Genomic DNA, 15,478 nt, shown 5'->3' on the forward strand with positions numbered 1-15,478 from the left:
GATGGCGGACCGGGGAGTTGGAGGCTGTAAATGAGTCTCCGGTCCCGGCCGTCATCTTCAGAAGCTGATCGTATCATCAAGTGTTTATTCCTGGAGATTCATTAGCGTAATAACGATATTCTCAGCGCCTGTTTCCGTTTTTCTCTTTACGATGTCCTCAATCTGGGCACGCTGCGGATCCGTGATGCTGGTTGCGTTTACGACAACATCAACTTTTCCGTCTGTAATGCTGACTACCGGATCGGCAAAGCCCTTTGCCATCAGTAAGGTTTCCGCGGCGTTTTCTTTTTCTGCGATAGCAGACAGGGCCATCAGGCTCTGGGTGGCCGCTTCTTTGGAAGCTGCGTCTACGCTCTCATTGTTGATAATGCTCATCAGTGTCTCTTTACTCTTGGCACGGACCTGTTCTCTGTTCAGCTGCACATTAGCTATGTAGTCTGTTACGCTTGTTCCGCCGGTCAGAACTGCTTCGCCCGGGTTATCAATTGAAGAACTTCCGTCTGCCTGATCGGAGCCTGTCAGAGCGCTTCCGCCCTCGTCCGGATCATCGAGGCTTGCTATCTCCTGGTATTGGCCATCTTCGCCCGTTGCATTACCCGATGAGACATTTTCCGCAGTCTGGCCGGCGGCTCCGCCTGAAACAGCCTGGTTTTCTGCCAATATATCCTCATCAGAAATCTCTGTAACTCCGGCCTCGTAAACTTCTCCGCCAGCCACTTCCTTCTTGCCGGAGTAGTTTAAGTATCCTGCTGCTGCAATCATAATGGCAAGTGTGGTAATGATTATCTGGTTTCTCCTAAAGATTCTTTTCATCTTCATAATATTATGCTCCTTTATTCCACCCGCTTTAATACTTTTATTTTATGACAGCGCAGCGGTTTTATGCCTGTCTTAAGCATTTTGTCTGCACTTTGTGTAACTATGTTATTCCGCACTCTGATTTATCAGCCGGAGCGGAAAGCCCGGTTTATTATTTATCCCACCCGTTTCAACACCTTAATCTTATGTGCCGGCAGCCCGAATAAAGCTTCCATTGCCTCGGAAATTTCCGCTTTTACCTGAGGACTTCCGCCGCCCTGGGCGCTGATGATGATACCTTCTATCTGAGGCTGCAGCTCTTTCTCTATCACCGGCTCCTGGGAACCTGTGGCTCCTGCGGTCAAAGCTGTCTCTTTAATCTCCTCGGTCTGTGATTTTCTCGTCCCTCCGGCGCTGTCCTTTTCTTCTGTCGCAGAGCGGCTTTTATCGCGATCCACATGGAGGACCTTTTCTTTTGAGGATTTGAGAGTGAGCATTACATCTACTTCCCCCACTCCATCCACGTTTTTCAGGATATCTTTAACCCGCTGTTCCATCTCTTTTTCATATTTGCGTTCATCGTCCTCCACTGTACCCGATATTTTCCCGGCCGCGGTCTGTGTATCGGAGTCCTCCTCCCCATTCTCCGGCATCAGCTGCCCTTTTACAACCGGGGAACCGGCCTCCTCCCCCTTTTCCTTTTTCGGTCCCACCGGAAATGACAGAATCAGCAGAATCAGTCCGCACACCAGCAGAAGCATCCATTTTTCTTTTCCCTTCACCCAGTCTTTGTTAATCTTCCAGCCCGATTTCCACATTTTCTTCCTCCATCTGATAATACCCGGCTATCGTCCGCCTGAACTGCCTGATCGTTTCATTTTCCTGCGCCGCAACAATCACTTTTCTGGCCGCCTCGACATCGCTTTTCTCCTGTTCCCGGCCTCCGCTCTGACTGTCCTGTGAGGCTTCTCCATTCCCGTCCGGCCCGGAGCCGTCCAGCCTGACCGACACTTTTTCGACCTTTTCCAGGGTAATCCTGTCCTCTTTGGCCATCTTTGTCTCCGTCCGCCCACCATCCGCATTTTCCTGTGCGTCCGCCGTATCCTCTGTCTTTTTTAATCTCAGGGCAATCTTTTTCACCTTTCCAAAATCAGGATTTCTACTGTCTCCCTCTATTACCACAGAAGCGGCAACTGCCTCAATCCCTTCTTCCCCGGCCATACGGATTAACTCCTCCTCAGCCGATGCCTCATACTGGCCGATCAGGTGGTCGAGCCTCTTCTGTTCCATCCCATCGAGTTCTCCCTTAAGTTCCCCGGCCTCATTTTCAAAGGAAACAGAGCGGAAAATAGCATTAATTTTTTCCTCCAGCCTGAGGCTCCCGGTCAGCGGCTTCAGCACCAGAAGAATCAGGATGCAGCCCGCAAAGAGCCTGAGATACTTTTCATATTTTCCTGCCGGGAGAAGATTTGTAATGATAGTCATGAAAATCAGATAATATACAATATTCCTGACCCAGTCATATATTCCGTCCATTCTCTCCCTCCTTAACCAGCAAAGTAGGTGGCATTGGCAGCCGTACATACAATTGCCAGCGAGACGCAAAAAAGCAGGAGCGCCGTCGCCGCCATGGAAAGCAGAAGGCGGCAGCCGTTTCCCACCTCGCTGATGCATGCTACCATCCTCTTATCACAGACCGGCTGTAAAAGCGCTGCAGCCCCCTGATAAAACAGGCAGAGAATCACAAGCTTGAGTAACGGAATGACGGTTATCAGGATGAGAATGATAACTGCCCCTGCGCCGATGCTGTTTTTGATCAGTACCCCGGCTCCCATCACCATCTGGGATACTGCCGCCGCCCCCTGTCCCAGCCCCGGTATGACGCTGACAAAACGCTGAAGCGACGTATTTTTGAGTGAATCGGCATAAGGGGTAACCAGATTCTGCAGTAAATGAAACCCCAGTATCACTCCTGTCATGGTTTTAAGTCCCCAGCGGATCGAACTGTCCAGCAGTTCGGTCATTCTGGAGAAGATGTCCTCTTTCACCATATGCCCAGCCAGGACAAAAAGAATATAAATCCGCAGGACCGGAAGCAGGAGCCTTAAAACCAGCCATTCCACAGCGCTGATGGAAAAGAGCATCCATCCATAACCCGCTGCCGAAGTCAGGCTGCCTCCCGAGAAGGAAACCGCCAGGAAATAGGTGGGAACCAGAGCCCGCATAAACTCAATGATATGGGACAGGATTTCCTTTGTGATGGCAATCCCGGTCAGGAAACTGGATGCTAAGAATGTAAACATTAAAAGATAGGTTACATAAAATCCCGTCTCCGCAATCTGGCTGTTGGAAAAGATACTTGAAAAATTGGCAAATATCGCCCCGGTCAGCCCCAGGATCAGGACCTGTCCCATCCATTTTCCGTTTTTCGCTATCTCCCCAAAGAGGCTGTCCCGCAGCGTAAGCAGACACTCGTGAAAAACGCCGGAGAAGTTTCCCTTCATCAGCTCCAAAATTAATTCCTTAAATGTGAAGGAAAAAGTTCCGTTTCCGCTCTCCTCACTCATAAAATTTTCTATCTTTGCCAGATCAAAATCATCCAGAAGATTCCCGGTCTCCGCTTCGTAACCGCCGCTTGTTTCATAGCTGTCTCCGGTTCCATATCCGCCGCCTGTCTCATAGCCTCCGCCGTCTGTCTGCCCCGGCGTTTGTGCTGCCTCGGCCCGGAAGCAAAATCCCGGAAATACCATTGCGGCGGTGAGCAGAAACAGGACGGCGCTGCGCTTTCCGGTTCTTACCGCTTCCCTTAATTGGATTTTCAACTGTTTCATGATACGTTTTATTGACCGCATTCTTATCCTGTCTTTCATATGAAATACATCCACCAGCCTTCCCTTTTCATTCTTCCGCCTCAGGCCAAAAAGCCCTGAAGTGTCTCCAGAAGCGCCAGCAGCACCGGCATACTGACAGCGAGAATGGACAGTTTGGCAAATATCTCAATCTGCGTTCCGATGGCTCCGTATCCGGCGTCTTTACAGATACCGGAGGCAAATTCGGCAATATAAGTAATTCCCGCCATTTTTAGAAGTGTGGTCAGATATACGCTGTTAATATTGATATAGCTCTGAATCTGGTGAGCCGTGTCGATGATAATTTTCATCTTGCCTGTCCCATAGAAAAACAGGATTAATCCGGCCGCCATAATCAGATAAGTTCCATACTCTCCGCTCTTGCTTTTAAACTGCACCGCCAGAAGCACGGCGGCAAGTCCCAGCACGGACGCCGTAATGATAGACATGAACCCGCCTCCTTCCTGACCCTCTGTTACAATGCAAACAGCTCTTTCATCGTCTCAAAAAGCTGGTATATGTACGGTATCATCCAGAACAACACCAGCACCAGTCCCGCCAGGCTGGTGAGAAAGGCCTGTTCTTCCCTGCCGCTGTGTTTAAGTATCTGGCAGATGACCGACACCAGAATTCCCACTGCCGCAATCCTGAAAATCAAACTTACCCCCATATAAAAAATCCTCCTGCATCTATTAACTCGTGCCGTTCCCGCACTCTCAGCTTTCCATCTTATACCCTATCAAATTAGTATTACGACAAGAAATAAACCGGACAAGATTCCCATTCCAAAGAACAGCCGGCTCTTTTCCGGTTCTTCCTTCCGTAACTTCTCAATGGAATGCTCCAAATCCTCCAGATAGAATAGAATTGCCTTTTCCTGCATGTCGCGGTCCAGATATCCCAAGCTCTCGCCAAACCGCAGGAGCTGCTCCTGTTCCTTCTTATTTAATGCACTTTCGGCGGCAAACCTTCCGGCTTTCTCTTTCCAGACCGTCTCAAAGCTCTCGCCCGACTCCTGTTCCAGTGTTTCGGCCACCTCGATAAACATCTTTCCCGCCGGTCCGGGATTGCGTTTTCCCGTTCTGAACAAAGCCTCGGCCAGCGGGACATTAGCATACAGGATTTCCCCCTTCATGTGGGATGCCATCCGCCGCAGCGTCTCTAAAAGCCTTAACCGCTCCCTCAGCCTGTGCACCGCCTCGGCTCCGATTCCCGTGCAGGAGGCTATCACCAGTATCAGTCCCGCCGTTTTCATCCACATAAAAGATTCCTCCCGTTTCCATCACAGATTTCCCGGATTGTTCCCGGCCCGTTTCGGTTCCCCAGAATTACATACCGGTCAAAGACCGACTCCTCGATAAACCGGCTGAGCCCCGGTTTTTTCCTGATGTCCTCCATTGATGTTCCATGAATTGTGGCAAGAATTCGGCAGCCGCAGTTCATCACATAACGCATGGCCTCCAGGTCCTGCTCTCCTCCAATCTCGTCCACCGCCACCACATCGGGAGCCATAGACCGGATTAACATCATCATCCCCGCCGCCTTCGGACAGCAGTCCAGGATATCCGTGCGCTGTCCCACATCGTTCTGGGGAATACCCTGAAAACAGGCCCCGATCTCCGACCGTTCGTCGACCACTCCCACCGTCTTACCGTTTTTCCCATTAGAAACCTGGCGGACAATGTCACGCAGCAGCGTTGTTTTCCCACACCGGGGAGGAGAGATGAGCAGGGTATGTAAAAAATCCCCATTTGTCCTGTCATACAGATAGGAAAGGACCCGGTCCGCACACCCCTTTACCTGATGGGAAAATCGGATATTCAGGAACGTGACCGGCTGTATGGTTTTCACGCTGCCTTTTTCCAGGATTACCCGGCCTGCCACTCCGATTCTGTGGCCTCCGGACACCGTGATAAATCCCTGTTTCAGCTCCTCCTCATACGCATACAGGGAATAACGGACCGCACATTGGAGCGTCTCCTCCACATCTTCCTTAGACACGCAAAAGCAGCCTTTCCCTTCCTCTTTTCCCAAGCCCCCGGAAAGCCCGCCAAGCTTTCCCTCCTCATCCACCGTATATTCTTTGTTCCTGTAAATGATAAAAAGCGGAGCGCCGATCCGCATGCGGATTTCCTCTATACCCTCCGGCTCCACATTAAGCGTTCCCAGCACTCCCCTGAGTTTTTTAGAAAAAATCTGAAACAGCCTGTCTTTGCTCTCCATCCTGTCCGCCTCCTTTTACCTCAATATATGTACAGGCGGGGAAAATATGACAAGCCAAAAAATGCGGCACTGCAAAAAAATACAGATGGGAAAAGGATCGTACGGGAAAATTCAGATTCAAAAAAGCCTTACCCAATATCATTACAAAGTAATGGTCCTATATTGGGTAAGGCGGTGTTTTTTTATTTGTTCTGCTTCTCATTTTATACCGGCTGTATTCTGCTATGCCAGCACTTTGGCTTCCTTCAGTTTTCCCCTTGCAATCTCAAGGACTTCCAGTTCCTCTCTCGTCTTTTCTTTTTTACTGAAAATTTCAGCTCTTCTGAAATGTTCAAGAGCCTCCTTTTCTTCCTTTTTTTCAAGATGGATCATGGCCATGCAGCTCTCCCCAATGGAACGGAGCCAGTAAGTTCCGAACTCGTCATATATCTGGGCGCTGAGTGAAAAATATTTTTCAGCCTCTTCGCTTTTTCCCTGAAGAAAAAGAATATACGCATAATCTTCATAAAACAAATCCAGTCCCTTGCGGCTCCCCCTCATTTTACAGAGCCGTAGAGCCTCGCCGACAGCATCCAGCGCTTTATCATACTGTTTTCTGCACCGATATGTGATAGCCAGATAATCGTATGCGCCGGCCGCCCGGTAATAGTAAGTATTTCTGAGGCCAGGACTGCTGAATATCTCAATTGAACGCTTTAAAAGTTCTTCCGCCACTTCGTATTCTCCATCCAGGATACGGCAGTAGCCCTCCAGACGAAGAATCGAGCCATATTCCGGCTGATAAGATGGGACATTTTCTATCTTCTTCATCTTTTCAAGATAATGTTTCATAAGCTCCGAATCCTCCGCCTTTACGCCATAGCAGAGAGCCTCAGTATAGCCGTATATCAGCATCCTCTCATTTTGTGCTTTTTTAGCCAGCTCGATCAGCTTTTCCGCATAGACGAGTCCCTTTTCCCTTTTTCCGTCTCTGTTAAGCGTTCTGCCTTTGAGGTAATAAATTTCCATTTGCAGCTCATAGCAGCGTTTAGCATCCATCTCATCCTCCAGCATGTCATAACATGCCTGGAATGTATCCAGAGTCTGGTAAATCTCCTTCCGTGAAACGGTAAATGTCTGAAGGAACTCCACATCATGGGGAACGGCAGGGAAAAATTCGTCATAATAGTCCAGAACGTACCTCAGATAGTAGATACTGTAATACAGGGCATCATCCACTTTTCCAGCCTGTGTGGCATGATATTTCAGTTCTGAAAGAATGAAGAGATCGCATTTCCCCTTTCTTCCGGCCTCGATTGTTTCATAATATTTCTGCGCTGCCCGATGCAGTTCATTCTTTTTAAACACTGCTATCCGACTGTATATCATATCTCTCATCATTTTTGATTTGATTCTCAGCCGTTCATGCCCCTTCTGATCGATCTCCTCCAGCAGGCCGCTTTCCAGAAGCCGGAGCAGATGACGGAGCACCATATTTAAAGGCTCATGAAGCAACTCGCACAGGACAGCTACCTCTACACCGTTTTCCATGACCGCCAGATATTCCAGATACTCGTACTCAATATTGCTAAAATTTTCAAGGAGGCTCAAAAACTGTTTCTGTGCTTTGGAATTTATCACATATACGTCTTCCTCGCCCCTTATAATATTCGCCGCCACTTCCCTCAGCATCAGAAGATTACCGGCCGTATAGTGATACAGTTCTTTTTCTTCCTGACCGAATGTCCGGCTATCGGAAAAACATTCCTTCAAATACCGGGAGCATTCCCCTTCCTTTAAAGGTTCCAGAAAGACAGGGCGAATTCCCTCTTCCGGAGTCTCTCGTAAAAAACTGTTAAAGTTCATTCTCAAATTCATGCAGAAACTGGCCGCAATAAAAATTTCATGGCCCAGGCGCTTAAACAGGCAGCCGAGAATCAGTCCAATGCTCTTGCTGTCTGCAAATTCCAAGTTGTAAATCATCATCAAACATCGGGTTTTGGCAGTCTGGAGCCGGCGGGCAATTCTCTCTATGGCATTCATGAAGTATAAATCAGCACTCTCACCACCACCTTCCGAAAACATTTCTTCCAGAGGCATTTTGAGCCATCGGGAAATTGCTACCAATATCTCCCGGACAGCGTAATATTCCACAGAGGCACTGGTGCTCACCAGTTGTATTTTTATCGCGTCCCTGGTGCTGCATTCTTTCGAAAACCGCCACCAAACCTCCTCCTTATCCATTCCCTCTGCTCCGCACAGAATACAGTTATCATATGGAAATCCCTGTCCATATTTGGAATACTCTTCCTGCAGCGCAGCAAGTGCTCTGATGTGTCCCAGATAAAATGGCCCTTTAGAAGTGTTTCTCCTCAGCTCATTTTTGATCCGCATCACATCTTCATATTCCTTTTTAATCGCGGCACCGGGTTCCAGATGCATATCCTGATACAAACGCTCGGTAAATTGGGTATAGATATACACAACCCGGTTATATTCCCCATTTTGCCCGCAGATCTTCATCAGAGTATAAACAGCTTCCTCATTGTGGATGTCAAAACGCAGAATATATTCGGCATACTTCTCCGCCATCACGTGATCACCCTTCTTAAAACTGCTGCGCATCGCGGGCAAAAGTTTTTCCCCCAAAAGGCGCTCGTATGTATTTTGCATACTGCATACCCATTCTTCGAAGCCGGGGCAGTTCTTCAGATAATATTTATCCAGAAAACAGAAACTGTTTAATTCCAGAAGCCTTGGTTCACTGTTTTCCATAATAAATAAATCGGTGTCCCTTATAATCTCCACATCGGGATTTAAACTGATATAAGACTTTCCGCCTGTCAGCAGAAAGTCTTTTCCAATCAGATTTCTTATCTTATATAAGCTGTTGCGCAGATTTCCTCTTGCGCCCTCCTCATCACAGTCGCACCAGAATATTGCTACAAGTTCGTCTCTCGTGCAGGTTCCGTTAAACAGAATATAAAGGAGCATCGCCTCTATCTTTTTCTGGGTAATCGTAATCCTTGTATGATTAATCAATATCTCCGGCTGCCCCAGAAAATGCACTTCAACTTTCATTTTATCCACGCCCTTTGCCTGTTTACTCCAGTTCTTCAATCAGTTTAGGTATAAACTGCCTGTAGTCTGCAACAATCCCGTAATCTGCAGTCTCAAAAATCGGTGCATCCGGATTACTGTTAATGGCAACAACACATTTTGCACCGCCGACTCCCAGCATATGCTGGACAGCTCCCGAAATGCCACAGGCAATGTAAAGCTCCGGAGCAATAATCCTGCCTGTCTGTCCTATCATCTTTTCATGGGAAATCCATCCATTTGCCGCGGCCGGTCTTGTCCCTCCCGTCACTCCGCCAAGATGTTTTGACAGTTTATCAAGAAGCTCAAACCCTTCTCTCCCACCGACTCCCATTCCACCTGCAACCACCACCCTGGCACAGGCTAAATCCCTGTGCTCATATTCCTCCGGTTCAGACTCCACCACCCTGGTCCGAATCTCCGAGGGCAGAAGTTCCAGACTGCAATGCCATAGTTTCCCTCTCCTTCCCGCCACAGAAACGGCCGGAGCAAACATTCCTGGACGGACCGTACACATGGACACGGTATTTCCCACCGTCACAATCTCCGCCATCAGGCGGCTGCCAAACGCAGGACGGATTTGACACAATGTATGTTTTCCTTCTATCTTAAATTCTATACAGTCCACCGTCAATCCCGTTTTGATTCTGGCGGCAGCCCTGGGAGCCAAATCCCTGCCCTGATCGGTGCCTCCAATGAGCAACGCAAACGGCTGCCTTTCACGAACCAGCTGCTCCACCGCTTTCGTATAACCGTCTGTGGAATATTGTGAAAGAAGACTGTGTTCAAATATGCAGACCTCATCCGCCCCGTATTCAAAAAGCTCTTCGACGAGTGCCTCGCGGCAGTCTGCAAGCATAGCTCCCAAAGGACATGAAAGTTCGTCGGCCAGCCTCCTTCCCACGCCGAGAAGTTCATATACGACAGGGTGCAGCTTTTCGCCCTGCGTCTGGGCATAAATCCAAATTCCTCCTGTCTTAGCTTCTGTCTCCATCTAATATTCACTTCCCTTCCCTTTTACAAGTTTCTCAGCAAGAGTTCGAGCCATCTCATCAAGATTTCCCTGAAGCATTATGCCTTTCGCCGAACTCTCCGGCATAAATGTCCGTCTCACTTCCGTTTTTGAACCATTCCGGCCCGTCTCCCGTTCTGTCATTCCCAGTTCTCTGAGCCCCCAAACAGTAAGCGGCTTTTCATATGCATCACATATCCGTCCTATTGGAAGGCTTTGAAACCCGCCATCTATCCCTGTACAGACAATTACTGCCGGAGTCCTGCATTCTATGGTTTCCAGACTGCCGTCAAATATTCTTTTCACGGTAAGCCCGCTATCCAGGCTTACCTGAAATGTACCAGTAACCTGTGCCATTTTAAGATGTTCCGCCAGCTGCGGACCTACGTGGCCTGTCTCACCGTCCGTAGTTTGTTTACCAGCAAAAATCACGGAAAAACCTCCGGCCTTTTTGACCGCTTCTGAAAGAACAAGCGAAGTCGCCCATGTATCTCCTCCTGCAAAAGCGCGGTCGCACAGGAGAATTCCTTTGTCCGCCCCGCGGGCCATAGCCTCCCTGAGAACCTCGCATGCTGCCGGGGGACCCATTGTAATTGCAGTCAAGGAAGTTTCTTCCCCTTTTTCCTCTGCCTCTTTCTTTAGCCTTGCTGCCATTCTGATTGCCGTGAGATCTGCGGGATTAAGTATTCCCGGTACCTCACTTCTTCTCAGTGTCCCAGTTTTCCGATCAATCTTCACATTATCCGTATCAGGAACCTGCTTGATGCAGACTGCTATTTTCATATATCAGTACCTCCTGCCCCTACTGTCCTTTTAATACCTGCTTTGCGATCACGGTCTGCAAGATTTGGGACGTTCCCTCATAAATGGTTGTGACCCTTGCGTCCCTGAATATCCTTTCAATCGGATAATCTTTCACATATCCGTAGGCTCCGTGCAGCTGAAGCGCTTTAGCCGCAATGTCATTGCACATCTCAGAAGCGAAGTACTTGGCCGCCGCCGCTTCTTTTGTTATGCTCATCCCCGCATCCTTCTTTTCTGCCGCGTCATAGATTAAAGCCCTCGCACAGCATAGCTTTGTCTCCATATCAGCCAGCATAAACTGAATCCCCTGGAATTTGGCCAGCGCCTGGCCAAACTGGCGGCGCTGTTTGACATATTTCACCGCCTCTTCCATAGCAGCCTCTGCAATTCCAAGACATTGGGAAGCGACAACCAGCCGGCCCGAATCCAACGTCCGCATCGCCATCTGAAATGCATTTCCCTCTTCGCCCAGTATCTGACTCTTATGAACCCGCACATTTTCCAGTATAATATCGGCTGTGGGAGAACCATTCACTCCCATTTTGCGTTCCGGCTGCCCTACGGAATACCCGGGAGTATCCCTTTCAACAATAAAAGCTGTAATCCCCCTTGCTCCGGCCGCTGTATCCGTGGCTGCGAAAATAACTGCGAAATCACAGAGCGGAGCCGCCGTAATGAAGGATTTTCTTCCGCTGATAATATAATAATCTCCGTCTTTCCTGGCAATCGTGTTCTGGGTGGCCGCGTCGGAACCTGCCGATGGTTCTGTGAGCGCAAAAGTTCCCTCCTTCTCTCCCCTCATAACCGGCACGAGATATTTCTGCCTTTGTTCCTCGGTCCCGTAATTTAAAATGGGAAGTCCCAGCAGAGTATTAGGTGACGTCACATAGAGCGTTGCCGATACGCTGGCTTTAGCCAGCTCTTCCATGACAATTGCCATTGCCACATATCCCGCGCCGCATCCGCCGTACTGTTTCGGGATTGTCACACCGAAATACTGGTTGTCCGCCATCTTTCTGTAAAGTTCTTCCGGTATTTTTCCTGTCTCTTCTATCTTGTCCGCCAGAGGCGCAACCTCGTGCTTTGCGAATTCTTTAACCGTTCTTCTAATCAGACGGTATTTTTCGGATTCTATCAACTTACATTCCCCCTTTAAAGCTCTGCAAATGTCTGCAAAAGTGTCTCTGCCTGTGAGCTGGCGGAGGACGTATTGAGTTCCAGGCAGATATGGTGTATTCCCTGCCGCTCAAACTCCCGTTTCAGCAGCGGATAATCATATTCCTCCGGGTCACAGAAGGAGGGAATGCACACGATAATCCCTGCCTGCTTCTCTTTCGCCTCACTGCACAACCTGCCAATCCTGGTCTTTTCCGGGTCCAGAGCTACCGGACAGAAACTCATATCTCCAAATCGGCCGGCCAGACTGTAAAACAAATCTTCGCCTTCCCGCACATCAGTCTGAAACTGAAGGGATTCCTGCAGCAGAAAATCGGAAACTACGGTCAGCTTAAGGCTCTCCATCTTCTTCAGAAGCAGCTCCGATTCCAGGAAGATTCCGGTCAGAATGACGTTCTTCCCTTCCCAGGCCTTTTTCTCCCTCTGCCGCATCAGATCCGTCAGGTGTATGATTTTTTCAGTATATCTTCGCTTATCCATAAAACAGGCGGCCTTGATGATCATATGTCTCCGGTACGGAGTCATAAGTTCCGGGTGAAGCGATGCCTCCTCCGCGAATACCCTCATCGCTTGTCTGTACCGGTTGTATACCGCTATGGATTCTTTCAGCTTTTCTTCTGTAATCTTTTCCTCCCCTATTTCCGAAAGCTGTCTCCCGGCATTCCGGTATTCACCGGCTAAAAAGCGTTTCCCGGAGTCAAGTTTTCTGTTTGCCGGAAAAACCACGGAAATAACTGGTATATACGGCACAGCCGTCTTAAAATTTTGTCCGGCTGAGCGGAGGGCATCACAGTAAACCGGCATCACCATCGCTTTCAGGAGCCCATCGTATTCTCCTCGCATGCCCTGCTCAAGCACTCTCTGAATGGGCGCGCAGAAAAAAGCCGGGTAATACTGCTTTGCCTTTTCTATCTCACGCTCTTCTCCCCAGATACCAACCGGCAGGAAACCGGCGGCATCGATTAACTCCTCCGGCCCGAATCCCAGGAAGCAGCCTGCCGCCTCCCTGCCGGTTATCTCCACCTCTCTTTTTATAGTTTCAATCGGGTTTTCGGCAGCCTTTAGAAGCCCTGATACCAGCAGCTCGAGTTCATTCATCCGTATGCCTCCCCTCTTTTGGACTCTTCTCATCCATAATTTCCCGCAGTCCTTCCACGCGCGTCTCATACTGCTGCATTGCATAACACCTTGGATCTGACTGATCTCCGTCGTACATTATGGTCGGAAGTCCAGTTTCCTGTCGGATCCTCCTCTCCATTTCAAAGAGAATGCCGTCCCAGGCTTTGCAGCTTCTGTTCAGGTGCATAACCACGCCGTCACATTGTGCCCTTTTTGCCAGCTCCACCCTTCTGTCGCAGGAGCGTTCAAGATTTGTGTTGTCGAGGACGACACTGTATGATTTAAGCATCTCATCCAGGTTGTTGTAAACCCTGCCCCATGTCTCCGTATAAACAGTGCCGCAGAGGTTGCAGCCCTGTCCTTTCAATGTCTGGTAATTATGCTGCAGGTATGGCCAGCAGGCAATCCCTTCCATCATAATCCGGTGTCTCGGCTCGCCCTTAAAGGTGGTTTCCCCCTTTTCATACCGCTCTTCCAGTTCATCGGCCAGCATCTTAATTGCTTCTACCGTCTCTTTTCTGCCCCTGGCGCAAACCATCAGAGCCATATAATTAAACATTTCGAATCCGTTCATCGGACTCGGTTTTGCTTCGAAATATCTGGAAGCTCTTCTCCACTGGCGGCCGCATTGATTCGAGATCGCCATTACCTCCTCAAACCGTTTTTCATCCCAGCTTTTTCCCGAGATTTGCTCCAGGCTGTGGATCAGCATGGGAATCTGTTCTTTCATGTAATCCAGACGCGACTGGCTGACTTCGTACTCAGTATTGTAGGGGATGTCATATACAATCATCGGAATCCCACGTTTTGCCGCTATATTTTCAAACCATTTGATCATTTCCGTACAAATGTTATTGGTACATACCACAAAATCGGGCAGCGGCATATTCAGGCTCTCACAAATCCCATTCTCCAGATAACCCAGATTTACACGGGCATAACCGCAGATGTCGTTGCTGTACCCCAGCTTTTCCGTTTTTTCAATCATTTTCATGGACTCATGCTTTGCCGACAGGGATGTGGAATGATTCTCCGGATAGCAGACAGTGAGTCCCATCGCCTCCAGAAATTCCTGCGGAAAATTAGAAGACGCCCACCCCACCGGATGGCCTTCTTCCTTCGCCTTCCACGCCTCGGCATAATGCTGATCCAGCAATTCATTTAAACGCTGTTTTGCACTCATTTTTACTCTCCATACTATCAATCTCTTCCCTGGAATAACCAAGTTCCTTAAGTACCTCTTCTGTATGTTCTCCTATTCTGGGCCCTTTTCTGTATTCCGGCAGTCCGGCTTCACGGAACTTGACGGGGGTCCGGACTAACGTTCTCTCCGTCCCCATTCCTTCCCGCTCCGGATAGCCATCCACATGACAGAGTATATTATCCGCCCAGGCCTGGGGATCGGTGAGAATTTCTTCCCAGAGGACCTCCTTATCAAAAGGCAGATCTGCTTCCCTGAAAATATCAAGCCAGTCATCAATATCTTTTTCCTTAAATGTCTTATCAAGTTCTGCAATCAAGTCTTTGGAGTGGGTGCTGATTCTCTCAAAGTGGCAGAATTCCTCATTTTGCGCCAAATCATCCCTGCCTATCAGGTGAAGCACTTCCCTGATACGGTTATCAAAATCGTTCACCGCGCCCTGCAACCATCTTCCGTCTTTTGTCTCATAAGCATTTTGAAGCGGATTGGCAATATCCATGCGGCTTCTGGGATAAGGGTTTTTACCATACTGAGCAGAGGCAATCAGATGCCCCATACAGAAAACGGCGGTCTGATAAATGCTGACGCTTACCTTTTCCCCCTGTCCCGTCATTTTCGCCTTTACAAGCGCAGCGCAAACTCCCGAAGCCAGGCAGAGCCCTACCTGTGTATCTCCAAATCCTGCAACCGTAAGCAGCGGGGAAGTTCCTTTCTCATACAGTGTTCCGCTGATTCCTCCTCTGGCATAGTAAGCTGTAAAATCATATCCCGGCTTATCCTTATCCGGACCCGTCTCACCATATCCAGATACCTGCCCGTAAACCAATGCCGGATATTCTCCCGAAAGCTGTTCATAGGAGAGTCCCAGCCGCTCCAGTGCATCCTGGCGGTTATTCGTGATAAACACATCTGCCTTTTTAAGAAGTCTGTGCATTGCCTCCCGCCCTTTTTCCGATTTCAGGTTCAGGACAATGCCCTTTTTACCGGCATTTTGCTGATCATAGGCGGGGTTTTCTTTCTCATCGTCTATGGGCATAGATACAAGTTTTCCCATAAACCGCATGGGATCTCCTTTCGGAGACTCGATTTTTATGACCGTAGCCCCCCAGTCCGCCAGCATTCTGGCCGCGCTGGGGGCGGCAACAAACAGTGCCAGCTCCACAACGGTAATTCCCTCTAAGGGTTTCTGATTCCGGCTCATTTTTTCCTCCTGTCGGC

Annotated in this window: 15 protein-coding genes; all 15 read right to left on the bottom strand. The window is 49.0% G+C overall.

Going from position 1 to position 15,478, the window contains the following annotated elements:
* Nucleotides 1-84: 84 nt before the first annotated feature.
* The 15 genes from EJL91_RS23215 to EJL91_RS23285 all read right to left on the bottom strand — a co-directional run bounded on the left by EJL91_RS23215 (nucleotide 85) and on the right by EJL91_RS23285 (nucleotide 15,461).
* Nucleotides 85-819: a SpoIIIAH-like family protein gene (locus EJL91_RS23215; RefSeq protein ID WP_125144352.1), complete on the bottom strand. Its 735-nt coding sequence runs from the start codon at nucleotides 817-819 to the stop codon at nucleotides 85-87.
* A gap of 155 nt (nucleotides 820-974) precedes the next feature.
* Nucleotides 975-1,616 carry a stage III sporulation protein AG gene (locus tag EJL91_RS23220; protein WP_125144353.1) on the bottom strand — a complete coding sequence of 214 codons (642 nt, stop codon included), beginning with the start codon at nucleotides 1,614-1,616 and terminating at the stop codon, nucleotides 975-977.
* Nucleotides 1,591-2,334, bottom strand: coding sequence for a stage III sporulation protein AF (locus EJL91_RS23225; protein ID WP_125144354.1), 744 nt, complete (start codon nucleotides 2,332-2,334; stop codon nucleotides 1,591-1,593). The genes EJL91_RS23220 and EJL91_RS23225 overlap by 26 nt, the downstream gene beginning before the upstream one ends.
* A gap of 11 nt (nucleotides 2,335-2,345) precedes the next feature.
* The gene (locus tag EJL91_RS23230; protein ID WP_243125542.1) at nucleotides 2,346-3,668 is read right to left on the bottom strand and encodes a stage III sporulation protein AE; all 1,323 of its coding nucleotides are present in this window, start codon (nucleotides 3,666-3,668) and stop codon (nucleotides 2,346-2,348) included.
* Nucleotides 3,669-3,709: 41 nt separating this feature from the next.
* A complete protein-coding gene (locus tag EJL91_RS23235) occupies nucleotides 3,710-4,096 on the bottom strand; it encodes a SpoIIIAC/SpoIIIAD family protein (protein WP_125144355.1) in 387 nt (128 codons plus the stop codon).
* Nucleotides 4,097-4,122: 26 nt separating this feature from the next.
* Complete coding sequence (spoIIIAC, locus tag EJL91_RS23240) at nucleotides 4,123-4,317, bottom strand: stage III sporulation protein AC (protein ID WP_003501123.1); 195 nt, start codon at nucleotides 4,315-4,317, stop codon at nucleotides 4,123-4,125.
* A gap of 69 nt (nucleotides 4,318-4,386) precedes the next feature.
* Complete coding sequence (locus tag EJL91_RS23245) at nucleotides 4,387-4,908, bottom strand: stage III sporulation protein AB (protein ID WP_125144356.1); 522 nt, start codon at nucleotides 4,906-4,908, stop codon at nucleotides 4,387-4,389.
* Nucleotides 4,899-5,870: a stage III sporulation protein AA gene (gene spoIIIAA / locus EJL91_RS23250; protein WP_125144357.1), complete on the bottom strand. Its 972-nt coding sequence runs from the start codon at nucleotides 5,868-5,870 to the stop codon at nucleotides 4,899-4,901. The genes EJL91_RS23245 and spoIIIAA overlap by 10 nt, the downstream gene beginning before the upstream one ends.
* A 222-nt stretch (nucleotides 5,871-6,092) precedes the next feature.
* Nucleotides 6,093-8,930, bottom strand: coding sequence for an ATP-binding protein (locus EJL91_RS23255; RefSeq protein WP_125144358.1), 2,838 nt, complete (start codon nucleotides 8,928-8,930; stop codon nucleotides 6,093-6,095).
* 22 nt (nucleotides 8,931-8,952) lie between these two features.
* Complete coding sequence (locus EJL91_RS23260; protein WP_125144359.1) at nucleotides 8,953-9,942, bottom strand: electron transfer flavoprotein subunit alpha/FixB family protein; 990 nt, start codon at nucleotides 9,940-9,942, stop codon at nucleotides 8,953-8,955.
* Entirely contained in the window at nucleotides 9,943-10,743 is an 801-nt protein-coding gene (locus tag EJL91_RS23265) for an electron transfer flavoprotein subunit beta/FixA family protein (RefSeq protein ID WP_125144360.1), read from the bottom strand.
* A gap of 19 nt (nucleotides 10,744-10,762) precedes the next feature.
* Nucleotides 10,763-11,902 (bottom strand): acyl-CoA dehydrogenase family protein, encoded by a 1,140-nt coding sequence (locus EJL91_RS23270; RefSeq protein WP_125144361.1) that lies wholly within the window; start codon nucleotides 11,900-11,902, stop codon nucleotides 10,763-10,765.
* A 14-nt stretch (nucleotides 11,903-11,916) separates the two neighbouring features.
* Nucleotides 11,917-13,038 (bottom strand): 2-hydroxyacyl-CoA dehydratase subunit D, encoded by a 1,122-nt coding sequence (locus tag EJL91_RS23275; protein WP_125144362.1) that lies wholly within the window; start codon nucleotides 13,036-13,038, stop codon nucleotides 11,917-11,919.
* On the bottom strand, nucleotides 13,031-14,242 hold the full coding sequence (locus EJL91_RS23280) for a 2-hydroxyacyl-CoA dehydratase subunit D (protein ID WP_125144363.1): 1,212 nt from the start codon (nucleotides 14,240-14,242) through the stop codon (nucleotides 13,031-13,033). The genes EJL91_RS23275 and EJL91_RS23280 overlap by 8 nt, the downstream gene beginning before the upstream one ends.
* Nucleotides 14,217-15,461 carry a CaiB/BaiF CoA transferase family protein gene (locus EJL91_RS23285; protein ID WP_125144364.1) on the bottom strand — a complete coding sequence of 415 codons (1,245 nt, stop codon included), beginning with the start codon at nucleotides 15,459-15,461 and terminating at the stop codon, nucleotides 14,217-14,219. The genes EJL91_RS23280 and EJL91_RS23285 overlap by 26 nt, the downstream gene beginning before the upstream one ends.
* Nucleotides 15,462-15,478 lie beyond the last annotated feature (17 nt).

It is taken from the genome of Clostridium transplantifaecale (genome assembly GCF_900626075.1).
GTDB classification, from domain to species: Bacteria; Bacillota; Clostridia; order Lachnospirales; family Lachnospiraceae; genus Otoolea; species Otoolea transplantifaecalis.

Bases quoted from the DNA above. Each gene is read 5' to 3' on its own strand.
- EJL91_RS23215 (WP_125144352.1), bottom strand. From the start codon at position 819: ATGAAGATGAAAAGAATCTTTAGGAGAAACCAGATAATCATTACCACA.
- EJL91_RS23220 (WP_125144353.1), bottom strand. From the start codon at position 1,616: ATGTGGAAATCGGGCTGGAAGATTAACAAAGACTGGGTGAAGGGAAAA.
- EJL91_RS23225 (WP_125144354.1), bottom strand. From the start codon at position 2,334: ATGGACGGAATATATGACTGGGTCAGGAATATTGTATATTATCTGATT.
- EJL91_RS23230 (WP_243125542.1), bottom strand. From the start codon at position 3,668: ATGAAAGACAGGATAAGAATGCGGTCAATAAAACGTATCATGAAACAG.
- EJL91_RS23235 (WP_125144355.1), bottom strand. From the start codon at position 4,096: ATGTCTATCATTACGGCGTCCGTGCTGGGACTTGCCGCCGTGCTTCTG.
- spoIIIAC (WP_003501123.1), bottom strand. From the start codon at position 4,317: ATGGGGGTAAGTTTGATTTTCAGGATTGCGGCAGTGGGAATTCTGGTG.
- EJL91_RS23245 (WP_125144356.1), bottom strand. From the start codon at position 4,908: ATGTGGATGAAAACGGCGGGACTGATACTGGTGATAGCCTCCTGCACG.
- spoIIIAA (WP_125144357.1), bottom strand. From the start codon at position 5,870: ATGGAGAGCAAAGACAGGCTGTTTCAGATTTTTTCTAAAAAACTCAGG.
- EJL91_RS23255 (WP_125144358.1), bottom strand. From the start codon at position 8,930: ATGAAAGTTGAAGTGCATTTTCTGGGGCAGCCGGAGATATTGATTAAT.
- EJL91_RS23260 (WP_125144359.1), bottom strand. From the start codon at position 9,942: ATGGAGACAGAAGCTAAGACAGGAGGAATTTGGATTTATGCCCAGACG.
- EJL91_RS23265 (WP_125144360.1), bottom strand. From the start codon at position 10,743: ATGAAAATAGCAGTCTGCATCAAGCAGGTTCCTGATACGGATAATGTG.
- EJL91_RS23275 (WP_125144362.1), bottom strand. From the start codon at position 13,038: ATGAATGAACTCGAGCTGCTGGTATCAGGGCTTCTAAAGGCTGCCGAA.
- EJL91_RS23280 (WP_125144363.1), bottom strand. From the start codon at position 14,242: ATGAGTGCAAAACAGCGTTTAAATGAATTGCTGGATCAGCATTATGCC.
- EJL91_RS23285 (WP_125144364.1), bottom strand. From the start codon at position 15,461: ATGAGCCGGAATCAGAAACCCTTAGAGGGAATTACCGTTGTGGAGCTG.